23 protein-coding genes are annotated in these 21261 nt (G+C 40.5%); 16 read left to right on the top strand and 7 right to left on the bottom strand.

Annotated elements, in window-relative coordinates; all coding sequences use genetic code 11:
- Positions 1-78: 78 nt before the first annotated feature.
- A complete protein-coding gene (locus ACXADT_RS13015; protein ID WP_270182257.1) occupies positions 79-1218 on the top strand; it encodes a THUMP domain-containing class I SAM-dependent RNA methyltransferase in 1140 nt (379 codons plus the stop codon).
- 34 nt (positions 1219-1252) lie between these two features.
- Here the strand turns inward: ACXADT_RS13015 and ACXADT_RS13020 are convergent, their stop codons facing one another.
- Complete coding sequence (locus ACXADT_RS13020; RefSeq protein WP_474831490.1) at positions 1253-1492, bottom strand: hypothetical protein; 240 nt, start codon at positions 1490-1492, stop codon at positions 1253-1255.
- A gap of 115 nt (positions 1493-1607) precedes the next feature.
- Here ACXADT_RS13020 and ACXADT_RS13025 point away from each other — a divergent pair, with 115 nt between their 5' ends.
- Both ACXADT_RS13025 and ACXADT_RS13030 read left to right on the top strand, forming a co-directional pair.
- On the top strand, positions 1608-1892 hold the full coding sequence (locus ACXADT_RS13025) for a hypothetical protein (protein WP_270182256.1): 285 nt from the start codon (positions 1608-1610) through the stop codon (positions 1890-1892).
- Between the two features lie 67 nt (positions 1893-1959).
- The gene (locus ACXADT_RS13030; RefSeq protein WP_270182255.1) at positions 1960-2229 is read left to right on the top strand and encodes a hypothetical protein; all 270 of its coding nucleotides are present in this window, start codon (positions 1960-1962) and stop codon (positions 2227-2229) included.
- 260 nt (positions 2230-2489) lie between these two features.
- Here ACXADT_RS13030 and yppF read toward each other — a convergent pair whose 3' ends face one another.
- Complete coding sequence (gene yppF / locus ACXADT_RS13035; RefSeq protein WP_474831491.1) at positions 2490-2696, bottom strand: YppF family protein; 207 nt, start codon at positions 2694-2696, stop codon at positions 2490-2492.
- Positions 2697-2869: 173 nt separating this feature from the next.
- On the opposite strand from yppF, the gene ACXADT_RS13040 reads away from it, so the two are divergent.
- Both ACXADT_RS13040 and ACXADT_RS13045 read left to right on the top strand, forming a co-directional pair.
- Entirely contained in the window at positions 2870-4387 is a 1518-nt protein-coding gene (locus ACXADT_RS13040; protein ID WP_474831492.1) for a carboxypeptidase M32, read from the top strand.
- Positions 4388-4588: 201 nt separating this feature from the next.
- Positions 4589-5578 carry a Gfo/Idh/MocA family protein gene (locus tag ACXADT_RS13045; protein ID WP_270182252.1) on the top strand — a complete coding sequence of 330 codons (990 nt, stop codon included), beginning with the start codon at positions 4589-4591 and terminating at the stop codon, positions 5576-5578.
- 84 nt (positions 5579-5662) lie between these two features.
- Here the strand turns inward: ACXADT_RS13045 and ACXADT_RS13050 are convergent, their stop codons facing one another.
- A complete protein-coding gene (locus ACXADT_RS13050) occupies positions 5663-6109 on the bottom strand; it encodes a hypothetical protein (RefSeq protein ID WP_270182251.1) in 447 nt (148 codons plus the stop codon).
- Between the two features lie 160 nt (positions 6110-6269).
- Here ACXADT_RS13050 and ACXADT_RS13055 point away from each other — a divergent pair, with 160 nt between their 5' ends.
- The 4 genes from ACXADT_RS13055 to ACXADT_RS13070 all read left to right on the top strand — a co-directional run bounded on the left by ACXADT_RS13055 (position 6270) and on the right by ACXADT_RS13070 (position 9436).
- Positions 6270-7046, top strand: coding sequence for an enoyl-CoA hydratase (locus ACXADT_RS13055; protein ID WP_474831494.1), 777 nt, complete (start codon positions 6270-6272; stop codon positions 7044-7046).
- An 18-nt stretch (positions 7047-7064) separates the two neighbouring features.
- Positions 7065-7469: an acyl-CoA thioesterase gene (locus ACXADT_RS13060; RefSeq protein WP_270182249.1), complete on the top strand. Its 405-nt coding sequence runs from the start codon at positions 7065-7067 to the stop codon at positions 7467-7469.
- Positions 7470-7587: 118 nt separating this feature from the next.
- Complete coding sequence (locus ACXADT_RS13065) at positions 7588-8481, top strand: hypothetical protein (RefSeq protein ID WP_474831496.1); 894 nt, start codon at positions 7588-7590, stop codon at positions 8479-8481.
- Positions 8482-8497: 16 nt separating this feature from the next.
- The gene (locus ACXADT_RS13070; protein WP_474831497.1) at positions 8498-9436 is read left to right on the top strand and encodes an NADP-dependent oxidoreductase; all 939 of its coding nucleotides are present in this window, start codon (positions 8498-8500) and stop codon (positions 9434-9436) included.
- A gap of 135 nt (positions 9437-9571) precedes the next feature.
- Here ACXADT_RS13070 and ACXADT_RS13075 read toward each other — a convergent pair whose 3' ends face one another.
- Positions 9572-10942 (bottom strand): YjiH family protein, encoded by a 1371-nt coding sequence (locus ACXADT_RS13075; protein WP_474831499.1) that lies wholly within the window; start codon positions 10940-10942, stop codon positions 9572-9574.
- Between the two features lie 740 nt (positions 10943-11682).
- Here ACXADT_RS13075 and ACXADT_RS13080 point away from each other — a divergent pair.
- The gene (locus ACXADT_RS13080) at positions 11683-12093 is read left to right on the top strand and encodes a hypothetical protein (RefSeq protein WP_474831500.1); all 411 of its coding nucleotides are present in this window, start codon (positions 11683-11685) and stop codon (positions 12091-12093) included.
- Complete coding sequence (locus ACXADT_RS13085; protein ID WP_474831501.1) at positions 12086-13105, top strand: GNAT family N-acetyltransferase; 1020 nt, start codon at positions 12086-12088, stop codon at positions 13103-13105. Before ACXADT_RS13080 ends, ACXADT_RS13085 begins: the two co-directional genes overlap by 8 nt.
- 48 nt (positions 13106-13153) lie before the next feature.
- Here ACXADT_RS13085 and cspD read toward each other — a convergent pair whose 3' ends face one another.
- Positions 13154-13354, bottom strand: a complete 201-nt coding sequence (gene cspD, locus ACXADT_RS13090; RefSeq protein ID WP_270182243.1) for a cold-shock protein CspD — start codon at positions 13352-13354, stop codon at positions 13154-13156.
- A gap of 213 nt (positions 13355-13567) precedes the next feature.
- Positions 13568-14779, bottom strand: coding sequence for an MFS transporter (locus tag ACXADT_RS13095; RefSeq protein ID WP_474831503.1), 1212 nt, complete (start codon positions 14777-14779; stop codon positions 13568-13570).
- A gap of 244 nt (positions 14780-15023) precedes the next feature.
- Between ACXADT_RS13095 and ACXADT_RS13100 the strand changes: the two genes are divergently transcribed.
- From ACXADT_RS13100 to ACXADT_RS13110, 3 genes are all read left to right on the top strand, one after another.
- Entirely contained in the window at positions 15024-15368 is a 345-nt protein-coding gene (locus ACXADT_RS13100) for a carboxymuconolactone decarboxylase family protein (RefSeq protein ID WP_270182241.1), read from the top strand.
- Between the two features lie 42 nt (positions 15369-15410).
- The gene (locus ACXADT_RS13105) at positions 15411-16286 is read left to right on the top strand and encodes an alpha/beta fold hydrolase (RefSeq protein ID WP_474831505.1); all 876 of its coding nucleotides are present in this window, start codon (positions 15411-15413) and stop codon (positions 16284-16286) included.
- Between the two features lie 68 nt (positions 16287-16354).
- Positions 16355-16768, top strand: a complete 414-nt coding sequence (locus ACXADT_RS13110; protein WP_270182239.1) for a CoA-binding protein — start codon at positions 16355-16357, stop codon at positions 16766-16768.
- Between the two features lie 26 nt (positions 16769-16794).
- Here ACXADT_RS13110 and ACXADT_RS13115 read toward each other — a convergent pair whose 3' ends face one another.
- The gene (locus ACXADT_RS13115; protein WP_270182238.1) at positions 16795-17442 is read right to left on the bottom strand and encodes an SIMPL domain-containing protein; all 648 of its coding nucleotides are present in this window, start codon (positions 17440-17442) and stop codon (positions 16795-16797) included.
- 86 nt (positions 17443-17528) lie between these two features.
- Here ACXADT_RS13115 and ACXADT_RS13120 point away from each other — a divergent pair, with 86 nt between their 5' ends.
- Both ACXADT_RS13120 and ACXADT_RS13125 read left to right on the top strand, forming a co-directional pair.
- On the top strand, positions 17529-18767 hold the full coding sequence (locus ACXADT_RS13120) for an aminopeptidase (RefSeq protein ID WP_474831507.1): 1239 nt from the start codon (positions 17529-17531) through the stop codon (positions 18765-18767).
- A 91-nt stretch (positions 18768-18858) separates the two neighbouring features.
- Complete coding sequence (locus ACXADT_RS13125; protein WP_474831509.1) at positions 18859-21156, top strand: ATP-dependent DNA helicase; 2298 nt, start codon at positions 18859-18861, stop codon at positions 21154-21156.
- Positions 21157-21261: the final 105 nt, after the last annotated feature.

The following is a 21261-nucleotide window of genomic DNA, read 5'->3' on the forward strand; positions in this document are numbered from 1 at the left end:
ATTCCTGTATGATTAAGTCGAAAAAATGTACGGGGTACATCTTAGAAAGATGCAGTCATACGATCGGAGTTGAATAGAATGGCAAAATATGAACTGATTGCAACGGCTACAATGGGTCTTGAATCTCTTGTAGGTCGAGAAGTAAAAGATTTAGGTTTTGAAAACGTACGTGTCGATAATGGAAAAGTTACATATGAAAGCGATGAGCTCGGTATTTGCAGATCAAACTATTGGCTAAGAACAGCCGATCGCGTCAAGTTGAAGGTCGGGGAATTTAAAGTAACAACCTTTGATGAACTATTTGAGGCAACAAAAGCTTTACCATGGGGCGATCTCTTGCCAGAAAATGCGGAGTTCCCTGTTTCGGGTAAATCGGTTAAATCAACGTTATATAGTGTGCCGGATTGCCAGGCTATCGTAAAAAAAGCGATCGTAGAGAGTATGAAAGAGAAATACAACGTTTCATGGTTTGATGAAGACGGTCCGCTCTTTAAGATAGAGGTTGCTATTCATAAAGATACTGCAACCCTTACAATCGATACGAGTGGTAAAGGTTTACATCGAAGGGGATACCGTTATCATCACAGTGCAGCTCCGTTGAAAGAGACGATGGCAGCAGCGATGATCATGCTCACAAACTGGAATGCTGACAAGCCCTTCATGGATCCTTTTTGTGGATCAGGTACGCTTCCAATCGAAGCGGCGATGATCGGGCAGAATATCGCCCCAGGCTTTAACAGAGAGTTTGCTTCAGAAGATTGGGCGTGGATCGGGAAAAAGCGATGGGAAGAAGCGATGATTGAAACAGAAGACCTTGCTAAATATGATCAGCCGCTTCATATCTTTGGAAGTGACCTTGATCCGAAGATGGTCGAACTCTCAAAGAACAATGCATTAGAAGCTGGTTTCGGTGATATGCTTCAGTTCAAGCAGATGCAGGTTTCTGACGTGAGTTCTAAGATGGAATACGGTTGTTTGATCGGTAACCCTCCATACGGTGAGAGACTTGGAGATCGAGAAGAAGTCGAACAAATGTACAAAGACATGGGACGAGCGTTCCGCGATCGTCTCGACACGTGGTCGATCTATATCTTAACATCTCATCCAAAATTTGAAGAGTTATACGGCAAGAAGTCTACAAAGAACCGTAAGCTTTATAACGGTGATATTAAAACCCACTATTATCAGTTCTTTGGACCTAGACCGCCTAAGAAGTAATGAAGAAACCCCCAGCATGTGCTGGGGGTTTTGTTTATACTTTTTCTACGATATACGCTCGTTTATCTCGGAAATACTTTTCCCCGTCATCAGAGGAATGTTCAAAAAAACCTTCCAATTCATTCACTACTTTATATTCTCTTTCAGGATCTGAAAAAAGTTGGGAAGCATTACTTGCTAGTAGTACAACGTCCTTGGTCGATACGAAGCTATCAAGTTCTTTTGCGGTATAATGTTCTCCAGGTTTAAGTGTGTTGATTCGGTGTTGTCTCATGATTAACTCCTCCTATCTAATTGCGTTATAGTATCCTCTACCCGGGAACAACCTGCATGTAAACAACCGAATACGTATAAATTTAGTATTGAGAATTATTTGGGGGAGGGAAGGTATGAAGAAAACGGGGTTTTATCTTTTTGTTTTTATTGTGCTAGGGTTGTTCTTGGTGAATCCTCAGTCTGAAGATTATGTGCAGTGGGCGGCTGATGAATTGAAAAAGGATCAAAATAAATTAGTGGAGATCGGGGTAGATCTTGCGGTAGTTCCGTATCTTACTGCAAACACTGCTCGGACAGATTGGTTTGTTTTCTCGATTTACAAAACGAAACATATAGATGGAACTGTCATTACAACGGTGGGCGTGGTGAATAACTTTATCGTTATTTCTAAAAAATGATTGATGGACGTGTACGTTATTTTCATGTATCGTTTTTAGTGGACTCAATAGAAAGGGGGATATGGAAATGGAGTTAAGCATTTTTAGTTTTCTAGTTCCGATTATTGTTGCTGTGTATCTTGCTATCGATGCACCTAAACATGGCAAAAACCCATGGCTTTGGGGGATATTAGGATTTTTATTTACACTTCTACCATTAGGGATCTACTTGATTAAGACGGATCGCAAAGTAGCGGGTTGGATTTTCGTTGTACTATCGATTCTTTCGATCATCGGTACAATCGCACTCATAGGCATGGTGATCGCTATTTTCTCTAGCGGAAGCGCAGGTATGTAATCTAGCTGTTTTGAAATTCGTAAAATAGGGAAGAAGAACCTCATTGGATATATGGAGGAATGGATATGAAGTATTGTATACAATGTTGTTCTTTGTTGAAGCGGTCAGAAAAGGAGTGCCCCGAGTGCTTGAATGACCGGTTTACTACTCTCGAAATTACATTACAGCATTAAAAAAAGACATAGGATTTATCCTATGTCTTTTTTCATATTCTTAGTTAATCGTATACCAGGTTATGGTAGGATAGTTACATAGAGGGATTAAGTTGTTCTCAGTTCTTTCTCAGAGAAATATTCGGGCTTTTTAGCACCTTGTGAATGTAATTCCTTAAAGCAGCATTGATACTCATGCAGTGACATGTTGCCATTTAAGTAATTCACCTGAGCGAAATCGAGTAACTCGTCCGCAGTAGATGGCTCTTTACCTTTAACTTGTTCGAATGTTTTGATCAGACTATTGATAGACAATCTAGACCCCTCCTTGAACTAGTTTTCCTTACAAAAAGGATAACATGAGATTTTTAAAATCCATTGTTTTTGAATTTTTTAACTTCCGACAAAACGTTACATGTTTTAACGAGCGTTGTCGAATGCGTCATGCCGTTACATAACAAACACTTATACGAAAGGGAGCGAGAAATATGCAAGTCGATTTGAATAAAATTGAACAAGATTTTTTGAACTATACGAAGAAGATGACAGGCTTTAATGAAGCGATCGGGCTGATGTACTGGGATTTAAGAACGGGTGCGCCGAAAAAAGGAGCTGAGCAACGTTCTGAGGTCATCGGTATGATGTCATCTGAGGTGTTTAATATGTCCGTCTCGGACGAAATGAAAAACTATCTCTCTAACCTATCAGATGCAAAAGACCATTTAGATGAGAAGACAGTTAAGGCTGTCGAAGAATGTCAAAAAGAATATGACCGAAACATTAAAATTCCTGCAGAGGAATATTCAGAGTACGTTATTTTAAGTTCTAAAGCTGAAAGCGTGTGGGAAGAAGCGAAAGATAAGAATGACTTTGAATTATTCCGACCATATCTTGAGAAGTTGGTAGTTTTTAATCAAAAGTTCGTGGAGTATTGGGGCTATGAAGACAATAAGTATAATACGCTGCTAGATTTATACGAACCTGGGGTTACTGTGGATATGATCGACCGCGTGTTTGGACAACTGCGTGACCATATCGTTCCACTCGTTAAAAAGGTAGTTGAATCGAGTGACAAACCTCATACTGATTTCTTATTCGAACATTTTCCTAAAGAGAAGCAGCAAGATTTCAGTTTAGAAATACTTAAGAAGATGGGGTATGACTTTGATGCCGGACGACTTGACACGACTGTACATCCTTTTGCTACTGGCTTAAATCCTGGGGATGTTCGTGTTACAACGAAGTATGATGAAGGTGATTTCCGCACAGCTGTATTTGGAACCATCCATGAAGGTGGGCATGCGCTGTACGAGCAAAATATCTCTACGGATTTAATTGGGACACCACTATGTTCGGGCACTTCTATGGGAATCCATGAGTCTCAATCTTTATTCTGGGAAAACTTCGTCGGTCGTCATAAATCATTCTGGAAAAATAATTATGAGACGTTAAAAGCGTATTCTTCAGGACAGTTCGACGACGTGAGTTTAGACGATTACTACCGTGCGATCAACGTTGCAGGACCATCTCTCATTAGAATTGAAGCAGATGAAATGACGTATGCCCTTCATATCATGGTTCGATATGAAATTGAAAAAGGGTTGATCAACGGGGAGATCGAAGTAAAGGACCTTCCGTCTATTTGGAATGAAAAGATGGAAGAATACCTAGGAATCACTCCTGACAATGATGCGAATGGTGTCCTGCAAGATGTTCACTGGTCAGGCGGTGCGTTTGGGTACTTCCCTTCCTATGCACTAGGTTATATCTACGCAGCACAAATAAAGCATGCGATCTTGAAAGACCTTCCTAATTTTGATGAACTCTTAGAATCAGGCGATCTTCTTCCGATAAAAGAGTGGCTCACTGAGCATATTCATCAATACGGAAAGATGAAAAAGCCTGTTGAGATCATTAAAGATATTACTGGTGAAGGACTAAACGCTGCTTATTTAATCGAGTACCTAGAAAATAAGTACAGTGAAGTCTATCACATAAATGCTTAATTGAAGCTTTTAGCTATCACAAGAGTCGTCCAATAAAACACCAAATACATCTCTGCCTGCACAGAGATGTATTTGTGTTTCCATCGTGCATGAACGCCTGTGACTAGCTACCTCTCACAGTTCATCTTGGTGTAACTACTCTTAAAGAAGGGTACATCCATTAGTGTTGAAAATGTAAGCAGATTAGAGGAGGGACGTTTTATGGAGAAGATCCGTTGGGGTATCATCGGATGCGGTGATGTGACAGAAAAGAAAAGTGGGCCAGCTTTTCAAAAGATTGAACATAGTTCACTTGAAGCCGTGATGAGAAGAAATGGAGAAAAAGCAAGAGATTATGCAGAACGGCATGGCGTCCCTAAGTGGTATGATGATGCAGAAGATCTGATACATGACGAAGATGTGGATGCTGTCTATATAGCCACTCCACCTTCTACACATAAACATTATACCTTGATGGTTGCTGAAGCTGGAAAGCCTGTATACGTGGAAAAACCGATGGCGAGTCGTTCGGAAGACTGCCTAGAAATGGTCCGTGCATGTGAAAAACACGAAGTACCATTGTTTGTTGCCTATTACAGAAGGTCGCTACCTAGATTTTTGAAAGTGAAAGAACTAATCGAACAAGGCGCAATTGGAGAAGTGCGATTCGTCTCGGTGCAGCAGATGCAACAACTCGTTAAAAGAGATGAAGAAGGGAATTGGCCGTGGAGAGTGAAGCCTGAAACGAGTGGTGCTGGATTGTTTTATGATGTTGGTTCCCATACATTAGACTTGTTGGATTATTTACTTGGTCCTATTTCAGATATCAAAGGTTCAGCTTATAACCTTGCTGGTTCCTATCCAGCAGAAGATACTGTGAATGGTGCCTGGAGGTTTGAGAGTGGTGCTGTTGGGACTGGCGTTTGGAATTTCTCTTCTTATAAAAACGAAGATGATAACCGTATTGTTGGGACACGTGGAGAAATACAATTTTCTACGTTTGATGATAAACCCATTCTGTTAAAAACGGATTCAGTTGAAGAATCTTTTCGTATTGAGCATCCTCATCATATTCAACAGCCACATATTCAATCGATCGTCGATGAATTACTCGGGAATGGGAAATGTCCAAGCACTGGGAACACAGCTTTAAGGACAAACAAAGCAATGGATATGCTTGTGGAAGAGTATTATCTGGGCATCGAAAAATAAAGGTCAAGGATACATTGAAAGAGCTTGGATCAGCAGCGTGCTTTCCCAAGCTCTTTTTTAATCTTCTAATGCCATAACCGTCAGTCAATCGGCCGACATCACATTCGTATGATGTTCTTTTACCCCTGCAAACCCTCTTATAATAATATCTGAAAATAACTTCGACCTCTCTTTCAAATCGTCAACCGAGTAAAGGCCAGAGAAATATTGGATGACTAAGCCGTCGATCATAGCAACGAAAGCACTGACCCCTTCTCTGTAATGAAGTGCCCAATACTCTTTTTGAGGATCTAGTTCTATGAATTTGTCTCTTAAGTAGAGGAGCATTTCATCAAAAGCACGTTTAAATTCTTTAGGTTCTTTGTTTTGTGCTTGTTTACTCATCTCAGCTTGTATCTTATCGAAGTTATCCTTGTTGTAGTCCATAGAACCATAAATGAAGTTTTCAATGAATTCTGGGACGGTTTCACCTTCACAGCAATCGATAGCATTTTCATAATCAAGCATTAGTCTAGATAAGTTTTCATTCATAAGATCGACTCCTTTTAAAAATGTAAACTCCTAATTCCCCGATAATAAAAAATAAAACCGTTTAAATATATTGAAAATTACAAACGTTTACATGTAAGATTAACATGTAGCTCTTTATTATCGTTGAAAAATGTTCTACATAAAAAAGGAGTGATCTAGGATGGAAAAGGTAACGTATGAAATTGTAGAAAGAACGGCAATCGTCACGATCAATAACCCGCCTCTTAATGTATTAAGTAAAGAAGTGATCAACCGCATTTATGACATCTTTCAAGAACTTGAAACGAATGACGAAGCTGTATCGGTCATCTTAACGGGTGCTGGAGACAAAGCTTTTGTGGCAGGTGCTGATATTAAGGAATTCCCTGAATGGATGGGACAAGCCAATTTCAAGGAAATCGTCATGGATACCCATCGAATGTTTAACTACATTGATGATTTTCCTAAACCGACGATCGCTCTCTTAAATGGACTAACATTCGGCGGAGGCTGTGAACTAGCCATGACTTGTGATATCCGTGTCGCTGAAGATCAGGCGCAGCTAGGTTTGCCAGAGATTAAACTAGGATTGTTTCCAGGTGGAGGAGGTACTCAGAGGTTACCTCGCTTAGTGGGAGAAGCGAGAGCAAAAGAAATCATGTTTACTGGTGAACCGATCACTGCGCACGAAGCAGAACAATACGGACTTGTGAATCACGTTGTGCCAACTGGACAAGGCATGACATACGCACAGAGTCTAGCGTCTAAGATATCTGATAAATCTCTTCAGTCTTTATCCAGAATAAAACAAGCGGTTAATAAAGGAACTGAACTGCAGTTGGAAAAAGGGATTGAACTTGAAGCAGATCTGTTCGACCAAGTTTTTCAGACTGAAGATATTAAAGAAGGTGTCAATGCCTTTTTTGAAAAAAGAAAACCACAGTTTACACACAGGTGATAGGGAAGAGGGAATGAGATGAGCCACGAAATGAACGTAAAGGTTAGATTTTGTGAAACAGATGCCCTTGGGCACGTGAATAATACGAGCTATTTCATTTACATGGAAGAAGCAAGGGTTGAGTTTTTGAATCAGCATAGAGGAAGTTCGGGTACTGATGACTGGAAATTCATCTTAGTATCTACAAATTGTGATTTCCATGCCCAACTGTACTTCGGTGAAACGCTTACGGTTGAAACGGATATCAAGAAGATTGGAACGAAGAGTTTCGTCATGCGTCACCGTATGACGAATGCAGAGAACGGTAAGCTTGTTGCTGAAGGTGAATCCGTGATTGTTTACTTTAATTTTAAAGAACAAAAAAGTGAGCCGATTCCTGAAGCGCTTCGAAAAGCGCTCGAGGAAAGTTTTCAAGTAAGTTAAAGGGCTGCAGAGCGAGCGTGGGTAAACCTCGCTCTTTCTTTTTTATGAGAAAAATGATTCGAAAAAGAGATTTATGGATATTGTGTAATGTATAGACCTAACGAAAGGACTGATTCTGATGAAAAAACTATCGAAGCAACAGTATGATAAAGCCTGCTCATACATAGAGAACGAGGCGAGAGGAATCGATCGAGCATATTTTCATTTTTGGAATGGATCAGGAAGTAAAGAGGAAGTTTTAGAACAGCTAGAACAGTACCGAAATGATGATGGCGGGTTTGGTCATAGTATAGAACCAGATTTCAGACTAAAAGAATCATCACCGATGGCTACCACTGTAGCTTTTCAATCTTTAATTAAGCTCGGATTATCTAAAGACCATCCGTTTATTCAAGAGGGAATACGTTACTTTCAATCTACATGTAAGGAGGAAGGCTGGAACGCTGTGCCAGAGGCAGTCAACCATGTTCCTCATGCACCATGGTGGAGTGTTCAGGAGGGAGAGCAGAAATACTCGGCAAACCCTGATGCCGAAATCGTCGGTTACCTGATGGCGTATAGTGATGATAAGGAACCTAAATCTGCAATGCTTATGAAAGTGATGGATCATTTAAGTGATTTGAACGAATATGAAATCCACGAAGTTCAATGTTACTTGAGGCTAGCTGATTTAGCTCAAGGAGATATTCAAAATGTCATACTAGAGAAAGTGCAAAAGCAGCTACCATATATCGTAGATCGTCCCGAGAAATGGGATTCGTATGGCGTTCAACCCGTTGTTCTCGTCGATTCAGAAGAGTCACCATTTGTAGATGAATTGAATCAGGAGGTTCATGTTAATCTTGACTACATAATAGAGAAACAGCAGGAAGATGGTAGCTGGGCACCTACTTGGGAGTGGGGGCAGTACCAGGATGATTGGGAAAAAGCAAAGAAAGAATGGAGTGGGCATCTTACAGTTCAGCAATTGATTACACTTTGCAAGTTTGATCGAATCGAACGTGAACAGTGATGAAGGAGGCTAATTAATGAAAGCTGTAGTGATCGAAGCCTATGGTGGACGAGAGCAATTGAAAGAAGTTGAACTTGATTCGCTAACGCCAAATGACGACCAGGTCGTTGTTGAAAGCTATGCAACTTCAGTAAACCCTATCGATTGGAAAGTAAGAGAGGGTTACTTGAAAGAGAAGCTTCCTTTTAATTTTCCAATCACACTTGGCTGGGACATTGCGGGTATCGTAAAGGAAAAAGGTAGCAACGTAACAGACTTTGAAGTTGGAGACAGGGTTTTTGCAAGACCAGCAACGACAGCTCAAGGTACTTACGCTGAAGAAGTTGTCGTGGATTCTCATTTACTCACTCATATCCCAGATAATATAACATATGAAGAAGCCGCCTCGATCCCGTTAGTCGGTCTTACCGCATGGCAGTGCTTGATTAATTTTGCAGATGTTAGAAGAGAGGATAAGGTTCTGATTCATGGCGGTTCTGGTGGAGTTGGGAGCTTTGCGATTCAACTTGCTAAGGAGAATGGTGCTTATGTAGCAACAACGTGTAGTGGGAAAAACAAGGAGTACGTTGAAGCGTTAGGCGCAGATCGTGTTATCGATTATGTAGAAGAAGACTTTTCTAATGTTGTGGAAGAATACGATGTTGTAATCGATACGATCGGAGGAGAAGTATTGGATAAAAGCTTCCTCGTATTAAATGGGGGAGGAAGGATTGTGTCGATCGTCGATATCCCAGATAAAGAAAAGGCGAAGGATAAAGGAGTTCGCTCAGGAACAGTATGGTTAGAACCCAATGGTGAACAGCTAAATCAGATCGGTGAACTTTTAAGAGAGGGGCGTATCAAAGCCACTATCGGGCATCGGTTTCCGTTTAGTGAAGAAGGTATCAGAGAGGCGCATAGAGTGAGTGAATCGCACCATGCTAGAGGCAAAATCGTCATTCTTTTTGATAAATAAAGGCAGCTTCGGCTGTCTTCTTTTTATGTGTGTGTAAAATTTCACGCACCGTATTATAGATAAAAATTTTAAAAACAATACATCAAGAACTCAATACCAAAATAAAAAGCCAGGATATACAATCCTGGCAAAAAATTAAAAGATAATATGCGCCATAATCACGATCACTGGTAGTGAAATCAGTGTACGTTCTAAGAAAATGATAACAAGATCAAAGAAACGAACAGGTACTTTTGATCCAAGTAACAATCCACCTACTTCTGACATGTAGATCAACTGGGAAACAGATAGACAAGCGATGACGAAGCGAGTTAATTCACTTTCAATGCTTGAACCTATGATAGCTGGTAGAAACATATCTGCAAATCCGATCACCATCGTTTGAGCAGCTTCTGCGGCTTCAGGCACTTGCATCAAATTGAGTAACGGAACGAATGGTGCTCCCAAATAGCTGAATAGAGGGGTGTTCTCAGCAATAATCAATGCGATTGTTCCGATTGCCATAACGATTGGAATAACGGCCATCCACATATCTAAAACGTTTTGGACGCCGCCTTTTGCGATGGATGAAATCTTGTTTTTACTTGCAGTTTCAGTCGCTTTGACGATTCCGAATCGAAATGGTGTATAGCCGTCTGGAATTGCATCACTACGCTTATCGGATACATTTTCATGTGTTTCATCAGGTTTTCTAGATAAAGGCGGTATTCTAGGCATGATGATTGCTGCAATGACACCAGCTAGTGCGATCGTTAGATAGTAAGGTATGAAATATGCTTGAAGTCTCATTTCAGCTAACACTACGATACTGAACGTAATGGATACAACAGAGAAGGTAGTTCCGATTACCGCGGCTTCTCTTTTTGTATAATATCCTTCTTCATACTGTTTACTTGTAAGTAGAACACCGATCGTGCCATCACCCATCCAAGATGCGAGACAATCGATTGATGAACGACCAGGAAGCGTAAAGAGCGGCCTCATGAACCTAGTAAGAAGCGCGCCACACAGTTCTAGTAAACCAAAGTTTAATAATAGCGGTAAGAAGAGACCAGCAAATAAAAATACAGAGAATAGTATAGGTATAAGGCTATTTAGCAGCAAACCACCCGTTGCATCTGACCAAATCCATTCTGGACCTATTTGGTATAAAGTCAGAATAGCAAAAATCATACCAAGTGTACGAGCGATGAGCCAGACCGGTGAAACTTGCAATAAGTTTACAAGGAATGGGGAATTTGTTACCCATTTTGGCTTTGCAACCACTGCAATGAAGCTGAGTATCACTGTGATCGAAATGATAAGTGTCATTACCTGGGGAAGCGTTACTGGAACTGATTCAGCAAAAAATACTTGAAGCCAATCAGCTAGTTTCGCTATTGGTATCGTGATTCCTTCCTTTGCGGGTATGGGAATCATGAATAAGAATATCCCGATCAATGATGGTATAGCGAATTTCATGATACTGGAAGCTGTTACGTTTTCTTGATGATTACTACTTTGCATCGACTGTCACCTCTGTTATGTATAATAATTTTATGAATAACTGTATCTTTATAAAAACAATGTTATAAATATAACACAAAGCTGTTAAAGTAACAGCAATAAAATGAAGTTCAAGAATATAGACATTGTTCTGAAAACAGAAACTATTATTTATTATACCGATAAAAGACAGGTATTTAAAGGTTTTTGTGACAAAGTGTCCATCTAACTTGGAAGATAACGTCCTAGAGAAGAGGGCAATTATACATAAATAAAGGCAAGGAACTCATTTGTTGAGTCCTTGCCTACGTAAAAGCTATATATGTTTAGCATGTCTAGTTTGCCGATTATATTCAAGATGATTTTCAAATGTAGAACCGAAAAAACAGGAAGAACATTTTTGGTATCCTTTTTGCTCCGTCAATACCTCAAGTTCTGTGTCAAGATTAACCTCAGACCGATCTTTAAGTGGTGTTTCAGGCAAGTGGCACTCATCACCAGCATAGGCTGTCCTATGGACAATTCGGTTTTGGTGGTCAATCATGTATTTTCCCATATCGTTATATCAATTCCCATCTATAAGAAGATTACTCTTAGTGTAACACATGGGTACTTATATTGATACAGCATAAATTATTTATTATACCCTATTTTGTTAAGAAATATTACTATTTATGCGCTATTTTCTAAAAAAATTCACAAACTTGAAACCTTAAGGGGTGTTTTACGTAATAAAAGTAAAACAAATGAGGAGGAATATCATGAGTGGAATCGAATTGTTTTTTCTAATCGTAATGACTAGCATTATTTCCCTCGCATTTTACTCCGATCATAACCGTAAAAAGAGGAGAGTAAGTTCGAATGCAAAACCTTCTTTCGAGTCCCGCTCAGCTGCAAGTATGTTTGTTATCGCATCGATTGAAGAGCGAGTAGACATTTCCTTAGAAGAACGAAGCGAACTAGAACAACTTGACGTAGAAGGTATCCTTGCATTTGCTGTTGCTAGAGAGTGGTTATCTAGTCATGATGAATCATCGATTAAAGACCAACTTCACTCAACAAAAAGTGAGCCTTCATTCGATTCAAGTTATGTTGAAACGGACCATACGTATGGTGGCTCAGGAGGGTACGATAGCGGCGGCGGATTCGATGGAGGTGGGGGAGGTGAATAACTTAATGAATGAAAATGTGTTTATCCAGTCTGGATCGTTAGCAATAAGGAGTCTCGAGCCAGGTGATGAAGACCTCTTATTAAAGTTGCTGACCAATGATCATGTTTTGAAATATTACGAAGGAAGAGATCGTCCCTATACGTTAAATCGTATCAAGGATGACTATTTTGATCGAAATGATGTCGTCGGTTGTATCGTGTCCTATGATAAAGCTCCAATTGGTTATATTCAGTTCTACCGCTCCTATTCTATTGCGTGGGTATCCCTTCCAGATGGGACATACGGTATGGACCAGTTTATCGGTGAGCCTTCATACTGGAATAAAGGCATAGGTACTGCCCTTGTCAAAATGGTTGTTGAGTTTCTTGTTAAAGAAAAAGAAGCAGCGTTGATCGTTATGGATCCGCAGGTATGGAACGATCGAGCAATTGCTTGTTATGAAAAAGTTGGGTTTAAAAAGAAATGTATTCTAAAACAACACGAGTGGCATGAAGGCGCGATGAGAGATTGTCAGGTAATGATGTATGAACCTTATCTCCACCTGAATTCTGTACAAGATCAAGATAGATCGTACATAAACGACATTTTCAAAAAGAGCTGGGGAAGTGACATGATGGTGGTTTCTTCAGGTGTTTATCATAGCAACGACTTAGACGGCTTTTATATGAAGCATGAGGGTAAGGTCGAAGGATTAATCACTTATGTTTTCCGTGGTGAGACGTGTGAAATCATATCGCTCGATAGCTTTAATGAAGGGGCTGGCATAGGGAGTAAGCTATTACTTGAAGTCGAGCTTGCTGCTTATCGAAAAGGTATCCATAAGGTAGAACTTCTAACTACGAATGACAATATGGACGCACTCCGTTTTTATCAAAAGAGAGGCTATCGTATTACGAGCGTAATCCGTGGTGCAGTTGAGGAGGCACGTAAGGTGAAGAAAGAAATACCAAAAACAGGGTATTACAATATTCCGCTGCATGATGAACTGCTCTTAACGAAAAACTTAAAATAAAAAATAAGAGCCCGGTGAGTGATCACCGGGCTCTTATGAATTTACAATTTATGCTTTTGTTACGTTAGCAGCTTGAGGTCCACGGTTACCTTCAACGATTTCGAAGCTAACTTCTTGGCCTTCGTCTAGAGTTTTGAAACCTTCGCCGTTGATTGCAGAGAAGTGTACGAATACGTCGTCTGCTCCTTCAACTTCGATGAAACCGAAACCTTTTTCAGCGTTGAACCATTTTACTTTACCGTTTTGCATAAAAAATTGCCTCCTAATGTACCACATCGTACATAATTTAAAATTCACCATTTCACTAAGTAATACGTTTACATTAAAAAACTGTAACTTCAGTAGCGAGGATTTAACTTTGTTACCCCCTCGAGAAGTTACAGCTAATTTAAATCCTAAATATATTAAAAGTAAAAATGGTTTAATTACATAATAGCACTCACATATTCGGAATGCAAACCTTTATTGGAATTCTTTTGGGATTTTAACGGTGAGTCTTATTCGTCGTTTTTGAATCGGTATGATTGAGCCAAATAGTGCGATTATTGAAGCGCCGATTAAGATCCCGGATACGCCTTCTCCAGCAAACAGTAAGAGTGATAAAAAGACGATTAGATCAAATATTGAATCTAAGATAGATAATAATGAAATCGTCGTAGCCCTCACATGCGAAGGAATGATATCGTTACTGAGCTGAGAATAGATCGGATAACGAATCGTACCGATCCACCTTAAGAAAAGGATGACACCAAGAATCAACCAAAGCGTATCTTGAAACAGTGCTGCTACAAGAAGCCCGCCTGCACTCAGAAAGCCTGAAGCATACATCAAGGTTATTCTTGAAATTCTTTTTGTAAGAAATGTAATACTTCTTGATGAAAAGAATGCGAGAAGTGCTCCAATTGCATAAACAGGTCCGATTAAAAATACAGGTAACCCCGCTTCGGTCATCAGGGGTTGATCAAACCTCTCGAACACAGCCACTGTGGGGATGAAAACGAGTGTAAGGTTCAGAAACATCAATAAAAGCTGCGGGGCTCGTTTGATCACACGTAATCCTTCTACAACTTTATTCATCGACGTATCGGATACAGTCATCTCAACGGCTGGTTCATGAATGAAGAATAGTAGAATGAATTCAATCAGATAGACGCCAAGGCTTAATAGTATTAACAGCTGGAATTGCTGCTGATTTAAATCGTTTGCAAGAAAAGCCCCTATCAATACGGCAAGAATCATCGAGATAAAACCTGCGGATTGAATTTTTCCCATCGCTTCATCCATCTTGCTCTGCTTTTTATCGACTTTTAACGATTCGTAGATTAATGCTTCATCCGCTCCAGAGAAAAAGGTAACAGAAAAGCCATTTAGAAAACTAAATAGCATAAATAACCACAGATCGTTTGAAAGCAATAGTACGATGATGCTCAGTAGTTTAATTAAGGAACCGATTAAGAATGAGAGTTTCGGACCAAACCGGTCAGCAAAGACCCCAGCAGGTATTTCTCCAATCAATACGGCACCGCTCCAGCACATCAATACGACTAAAATCGTTGCTTCCGTTAAGCCATTACTTAAATAAAACAGTGTTAGAACAGGCTGCAAGAAGCTAATTGACCCAAAAAAATTCACCCAAAATAAAACAGAAATGTTCCTTTCAGAAATCGAGTACATTGTCCTCCAACTTTCTTAAAAATGTTCCGACAAATCGAAAGCAGGAGGGGTAATGATTAGTTCGTTTCACCTCTCCTGCTTGTAAAAGTTGAATGTAGAATTTTTGACATATGATTTCCTCCTCAATTGTTATGAGAAAATTATAGCAAATTTTTCAGATAAGATATATTGCACATTCAATTGTTTCGTTCTTGATAAAAAGAAGGAAAGTGTATTACTACGTTAACGAAAAGGAGAGATTGTGATGAAGCAAGCAGAAGAACGATTAGAATCCTATCGTACAGGGATCGAGCAGCTTACCGAATCATTACCTGAAGCTATAAAACAGTACAATAGGTTTACCGCAGAATGTTTTGAAGAAGGCGACATCCAAAAGAGTACGAAGCATTTAATGGCTTTAGCTATCAGCACGAAAGATGGGGATAAAGAGAGTATGACTTATCATATGGATCAATGTGTTGAACTTGGATGTAGTGACAAAGAAATCTATGAAACGATGTTGGTCTCCGCTGCATACGGTGGTGGATCAGCCATGAGTCAAGGAGTAACGAAGGGTTTAGAGATTCTTAAAGAGATTAGACAAAGATAACAAAAACTGTGTTACCATGAATTGGATAATGGGGGGGATTAGATGGAAACGTCTCTTACTACCACATCACATGGTATCAAGGAGTATTACTATAGGAGAGGAACTGGAAAGACGATCGTTTTGTTAACAGGAATGGGCGGATCACTTTATGAGTGGAACGAACTAATGGATTCTGACTTTTCATTTCTAGCTTATAACCGAACCGGATATGGAAGGTCAGAGCCTGTATTGAACCACACGTTAGCAACCCCTCACGAAGAGCTTTATTCTTTATTAGAAGCGCTCTCTATCGACGAAGCAGTTATGCTTGCAGGTTTTTCGTACGGTGGATTGATCGCTCAAGGATTTGCGATGCATTATCCAGAGAAAGTAGCAGGGGTGTTATTGATCGATTCAACATCGATTAACATGCACCGCTTAGATGAAGTGAAGTCAAGTGATGAAACCAACACTGATGAGTATTGGCTCAAGATGTGCTCGAGGTTGTCTGCATTAACTCCTACAGAGCTAGAGCTCGAACAACCACCTGAACTCCATCCAAAACAAAAAGAATGGAACAACACTATTCAACAGGCATTATATGATCACGATCTCAACCCAAGTTTATATCAAACAGTTGGGAAAGAACTCTCACTTTGGAAGGAGTATGCTGCATCGCTACATAATCGATCGTTTCCACAAGTTCCACTCGTAATCATAGCGAGAGATAAAAAACATAGTATCCGGGAGCAAATCGATGCTGGAACTGTAAAAGATGAAGCGGAAGAGATGGAAACGGTTTGGAGTGAGTTGATTCAAGAGCAAAGGCTCTTAGCTTCTAATAGTACTTACCGTGTTGCAAAAGGATCAGGCCATCATGTTCCTCTGAATCGCCCTGACCTTATTCTACACTCTCTTAAGGAATTACTTAATCGTTGAGCGTTTTAATAGGGCTTGATTGAGGAAAACTTTATAATAGTGGTAACTAAGAAAAAGGGGTGTATGAAATGGCGATTGAAAACCCATCTCGAGAAGAGATTAAGAAAATCTTAAAGGACAATAAACGGATTGCCGTTGTAGGACTTTCGAATAACCCTTCTCGTACGTCGTATATGGTATCACAGGCGATGCAAGATGCCGGTTATGAAATCATACCCGTTAATCCGACGATCGACGAGACGCTTGGCAAGAAAGCAGTTGACTCATTAAAAGATATCGAAGGACACGTTGATATCGTAAACGTATTTAGACGGAGTGAGTTTCTACCTGACATTATGAAAGATGCTGTGGACATTGGTGCTGATGTGTTTTGGTCACAGCTTGGAGTCGCCAATGAGGAAGCCTATCGATATGGCAAAGAGCACAACATGACGATGGTTATGGATCGCTGCATCAAAGTTGAGCATGCGATGACGAAATAAGTAAAGACGTCCAACAGTGGACGTCTTTATTTGTTTAGAAGATAAATGAGCGTGATATCTGCCGTAATTGCAATTTGGCCAGGTTGGATAGGGGTTGCAGATGAGTAAGCGATATTTCTAGGAGTAATCGTCTCTGGAACGCCTGCTTCAATCACTTTGTGTGGTGATGAGGGGAGTGAAAGTCCAAGCGCTTCTGAGATGTTTTCTGCTTTTGCTTTTGCCTGGCGTATGGCGAGTCTTTGAGCTTTTTCGTAATACGGCTCTTTATTACGCACATCGAACGTAATGCTAGAGATGGTCGTGGCACCAGCCGACACTGCTGTATCGACCACTCTCCCGGTTAATGCAACGTCATCGATCACCACTTTTAATAAATGTGTGACCTTGTAACCGAGGAAAATCTTCTTATTATCCTCATACTTATATTCTTCTTCTATTTTGTAGACAGCCGTTCCGATGTTATGTGGCGGTATTCCCATTCCTCTTAACGAAGCAACGATATTAGTTGTTGTAGAGGCATTTTCTTGTTGTGCTTCGGTGATTGAAGCAGACAGCGTTTCGACCCCAAGAACAGCGATTCCACGGTCTGGTGTGACGTCGATCGTGCCCGTCCCCATCACCGTTATCGTATGATCGCATTGGCACTCTTCATGGCCTTTTCTTTCTTCCGTCATAGTAGCACCTCTTTCTGGTTATTACTCAGCAGGACAATTCCGATTACTTTTGTTAAACTTAAATTGTCAAACAAGGAGGAATGTACATGTCAAAACAAGAAACGCTTCAAAAATATGCAGAGCTTGCGCTTAAACGAGGAGTTAACCTACAAGAAAATCAAATGTTAGTTGTGAATGCGCCAGTTGAAAGCGCTGACTTCGCAAGGATGGTAGCAAAGAACGCTTATGAAATCGGAGCGAAAACCGTACATATTAATTGGACAGATGATACTCTTGATCGTTTATGGTATGAAAATGCAGCCCAGGATGTGCTAGAAAACGTCCCTGAATGGCGTGTGAAGATGTTCGATCATTTTGCTGAAGAGAGCGCTGCACTACTCTCGATTCGTTCTACAAACCCGGATCTACTTAAAGGAATCGACTCATCCCGCATCTCAGCTTCTAACAAAGCAGCTGGAGAAGCGATGAAGAACTTCCGTAAATATACGATGAACGACAAGATCACATGGTCAATCGTCGCTGTTCCCAATGAAGAATGGGCGAAAAAAGTGTTTCCTGAGTCAGACGGTGAGGAAGCGGTCGAAAAGCTATGGGAGCAAATCTTTAAGATTACTCGTGTAGATAAGGATAATCCGATCGAAGCGTGGAATGACCATAACGCTACCCTTGCTAAAGCAAGAGATGTATTAAACGATCGCCAGTTTAAAAAGCTCATTTACAAAGCACCGGGTACAGATCTTGAGATCGAATTGCCAAAAGGACACATCTGGAAAGGCGGTTCATCTCTTTCTGAGAAAGGGATCGAATTCAATGCGAATATGCCTACGGAAGAAGTGTTCACACTTCCAGACAAATATGGCGTGAACGGTACGGTTTCGAGTACAAAACCTCTTAGTTACGGTGGTAACTTAATCAATAACTTCTCTCTCACGTTTAAGGATGGTGAAGTGGTTGATTATTCAGCAGAAGAAGGAATCGAGACGCTTAAGAGCTTGTTGAACATGGATGAGGGTGCGAAAAGACTAGGGGAGATTGCAATCGTTCCACACGAATCGCCTATTTCTCAATCAGGTCTCATTTTCTTTAACACCCTGTACGATGAGAATGCTTCTTGTCACCTCGCGCTTGGTAAAGCATACCCAAGCAGCATTAAAGGCGGAGCAGATATGGATGATGAAGCACTAGATCAGAATGGCGTGAACAATAGTATCACGCACGTTGATTTTATGATGGGATCTGGTGAACTTGATATCGATGGCGTTCAAGAAGATGGGACGACAGAAGCCATTTTCCGAAATGGAAACTGGGCGATCGATGTAAACTAATATTTAGAGCTCTGGCTAATAGCCAGAGCTCTTTTTGTTTTGCAGCACCTGTTATAATGAAAGGTAGTAAATACATAGATCAGGTGATGATATGCACGAATCAATAAAGGTTTCCGTTCGACCGCTCGTTCAATATGCATTTCGAAGTGGAAGCATAGACGCACGCTTTCGAACGGCGACTACGATGCATGAAGGGACAAAGCTACATCAATACGTTCAAAAACAGTATGGTGAACAGGATCAAAAAGAAGTTCCATTTGAGATGGAGTTTGAATACGACGACCTCCTTTTTTATATTGAAGGCCGATGTGATGGTCTATTAAAGAGAAATGATTCGTACGTTGTCGATGAAATTAAATCAACTTCACTTCCACTTGAGGAAATAAACGAAAACTCTTATCCCGTTCATTGGGCTCAAGCCAAGTGCTATGCCTACATGGCGATGATGAAGTATGACCAGGCTACTATTTCCGTTCAGTTGACATACATCCAATCGGCAACGAAGGAAGTCCGAACGTTTACCAATTCATACTCACTTGAAGACCTTTCGCACTTTATAAGTGAAGTCATACAGCGCTATACGCCTTTCGCAAGATGGAAAGTTGACCATCATCATCGGTTGATAGACAGTAGTCGTTCATTGACGTTTCCGTTTGAAACCTATCGAGAAGGACAACGAAAGTTTGCTGGATCTGTTTATAAAACCGTCCAAGAAGGTGCTACACTCTTTGCTTCCGCTCCTACAGGAATCGGAAAAACGATGAGCACGCTTTTTCCGACGATAAAAGCAATCGGTGAAGGACATGGACAGAAGATCTTCTACTTAACCGCTAAGACAATCACACGCGAAACTGCACAAGAAGCGTTTAAAATGATGGAAGATAAAGGTCTCATTGCTACATCCGTTACCATTACAGCGAAGGATAAAGTTTGTTTTAAAGAGAAAACGATTTGCCAAAAGGATTATTGTGAATATGCAGATGGGTATTATGATCGTATTAATGAGGGGCTATTAGACCTCTTGAGGAACGAAACGAGAATTACGAGAGAGGTCCTTGAAGGCTATGCACATAAGCATCGACTCTGTCCTTTTGAACTTTCCCTAGATGCTGCCTACGTTGCAGATGCCGTGATATGTGATTATAACTACATATTCGATCCGCGCGTATCGTTGAAACGGTTGATTGAAGAGCAAAAGAAACAAACAACGGTGCTGATCGATGAAGCGCATAACCTTGTTGATCGAGCAAGGGGGATGTTCTCTGCAGAATTGCATAAATCTGCGTTCCTACAACTAAAACGATCCTATCGATCGACTAATCAAGAAATTTCGAATGCCGCTTCCTCTATCAACAAATTATTTATCGATTATAAAAAATCCGCTCAGAGCGGTTATGTTGTTCAAACTGATGTTGATGAAGAATTACTCGTTCACCTCGATACGTTTGTTTCAGTGTGCGAGAAGGAGTTGTTACTTCAGGGGAATGATGAAGAACTGTTAGATGTGTATTTTACATGTCAAAATTTCATAAGGATTGCGAAACTATACGACCATCATTTTTTCACTCTCGTTCAAGCGGGGAAATCTGAAGCTAGCATGAAATTATTCTGTTTTGACCCTTCAAATCAACTTTCTAGAATGCGAAACGGTTTCAGGTCGACCGTCTTCTTTTCAGCTACCTTCTCACCACTGTCCTACTATCAAAACATGCTTGGTTGGGAGGATGATGACTATCAAGTAACGGTCCCTTCTCCCTTTCCGGAAGAGAATATGAGTGTTTATATCGCCCCGTTGTCTACGAAATACCGAGATCGCGAGGAAACTTTGGAGCCACTCATCGATCTACTTGAAAATGTTGTGACAAAAAGAAAAGGCAACTACTTGTTCTTCTTTTCTTCCTACGGGTATATGGAACGCGTTTATGAAGCGTATAAAGATAGAAGAATTGACACCGACACGATTCTTCAGCATCAAAACATGACTGAAGAAGAGCGGGAACAGTATTTAGAAACATTCACATCTGGACGTTCTAAAAGCCTCGCTGGTTTTGCTGTACTCGGGGGGATCTTTTCTGAAGGAATCGACCTTAAAGGAGATCGACTGACTGGCGTAGTCGTTGTAGGAGTTGGATTACCAAACTTTGATACTGAGCGCAAATTGATGAAAGAACGGTTTGACCTTGACGGGAAGAATGGATTTGAATATACGTACGTTTATCCAGGAATGAATCGAGTTCAGCAAGCAGGCGGACGATTGATTCGTTCTGAAACGGATAAAGGAATTCTAGTGCTGATCGACAGCCGTTACGTAGAAAAGCGATATCAACAGTTGTTACCTTATGAATGGAGGAACTTCGAACTGCTTACTCCTGAAAAAAAGATACAGTGAACAAAACCCGCTACGATGCGGGTTTTGTTGTGTCTCTCCTTCTCCTTCATAATATCCTCTATTCTAAGTTTAACTCCTAACGGAACAGGTAATAGATTAAGATGA

This window comes from Anaerobacillus sp. ABR4_321, assembly GCF_056158505.1.

Coding starts and splice junctions, on each gene's coding strand:
- ACXADT_RS13015 (WP_270182257.1), top strand. CDS start 79: ATGGCAAAATATGAACTGATTGCAACGGCTACAATGGGTCTTGAATCT.
- ACXADT_RS13020 (WP_474831490.1), bottom strand. CDS start 1,492: ATGAGACAACACCGAATCAACACACTTAAACCTGGAGAACATTATACC.
- ACXADT_RS13025 (WP_270182256.1), top strand. CDS start 1,608: ATGAAGAAAACGGGGTTTTATCTTTTTGTTTTTATTGTGCTAGGGTTG.
- ACXADT_RS13030 (WP_270182255.1), top strand. CDS start 1,960: ATGGAGTTAAGCATTTTTAGTTTTCTAGTTCCGATTATTGTTGCTGTG.
- ACXADT_RS13040 (WP_474831492.1), top strand. CDS start 2,870: ATGCAAGTCGATTTGAATAAAATTGAACAAGATTTTTTGAACTATACG.
- ACXADT_RS13045 (WP_270182252.1), top strand. CDS start 4,589: ATGGAGAAGATCCGTTGGGGTATCATCGGATGCGGTGATGTGACAGAA.
- ACXADT_RS13050 (WP_270182251.1), bottom strand. CDS start 6,109: ATGAATGAAAACTTATCTAGACTAATGCTTGATTATGAAAATGCTATC.
- ACXADT_RS13055 (WP_474831494.1), top strand. CDS start 6,270: ATGGAAAAGGTAACGTATGAAATTGTAGAAAGAACGGCAATCGTCACG.
- ACXADT_RS13060 (WP_270182249.1), top strand. CDS start 7,065: ATGAGCCACGAAATGAACGTAAAGGTTAGATTTTGTGAAACAGATGCC.
- ACXADT_RS13065 (WP_474831496.1), top strand. CDS start 7,588: ATGAAAAAACTATCGAAGCAACAGTATGATAAAGCCTGCTCATACATA.
- ACXADT_RS13070 (WP_474831497.1), top strand. CDS start 8,498: ATGAAAGCTGTAGTGATCGAAGCCTATGGTGGACGAGAGCAATTGAAA.
- ACXADT_RS13075 (WP_474831499.1), bottom strand. CDS start 10,942: ATGCAAAGTAGTAATCATCAAGAAAACGTAACAGCTTCCAGTATCATG.
- ACXADT_RS13080 (WP_474831500.1), top strand. CDS start 11,683: ATGAGTGGAATCGAATTGTTTTTTCTAATCGTAATGACTAGCATTATT.
- cspD (WP_270182243.1), bottom strand. CDS start 13,354: ATGCAAAACGGTAAAGTAAAATGGTTCAACGCTGAAAAAGGTTTCGGT.
- ACXADT_RS13095 (WP_474831503.1), bottom strand. CDS start 14,779: ATGTACTCGATTTCTGAAAGGAACATTTCTGTTTTATTTTGGGTGAAT.
- ACXADT_RS13100 (WP_270182241.1), top strand. CDS start 15,024: ATGAAGCAAGCAGAAGAACGATTAGAATCCTATCGTACAGGGATCGAG.
- ACXADT_RS13105 (WP_474831505.1), top strand. CDS start 15,411: ATGGAAACGTCTCTTACTACCACATCACATGGTATCAAGGAGTATTAC.
- ACXADT_RS13110 (WP_270182239.1), top strand. CDS start 16,355: ATGGCGATTGAAAACCCATCTCGAGAAGAGATTAAGAAAATCTTAAAG.
- ACXADT_RS13115 (WP_270182238.1), bottom strand. CDS start 17,442: ATGACGGAAGAAAGAAAAGGCCATGAAGAGTGCCAATGCGATCATACG.
- ACXADT_RS13120 (WP_474831507.1), top strand. CDS start 17,529: ATGTCAAAACAAGAAACGCTTCAAAAATATGCAGAGCTTGCGCTTAAA.
- ACXADT_RS13125 (WP_474831509.1), top strand. CDS start 18,859: ATGCACGAATCAATAAAGGTTTCCGTTCGACCGCTCGTTCAATATGCA.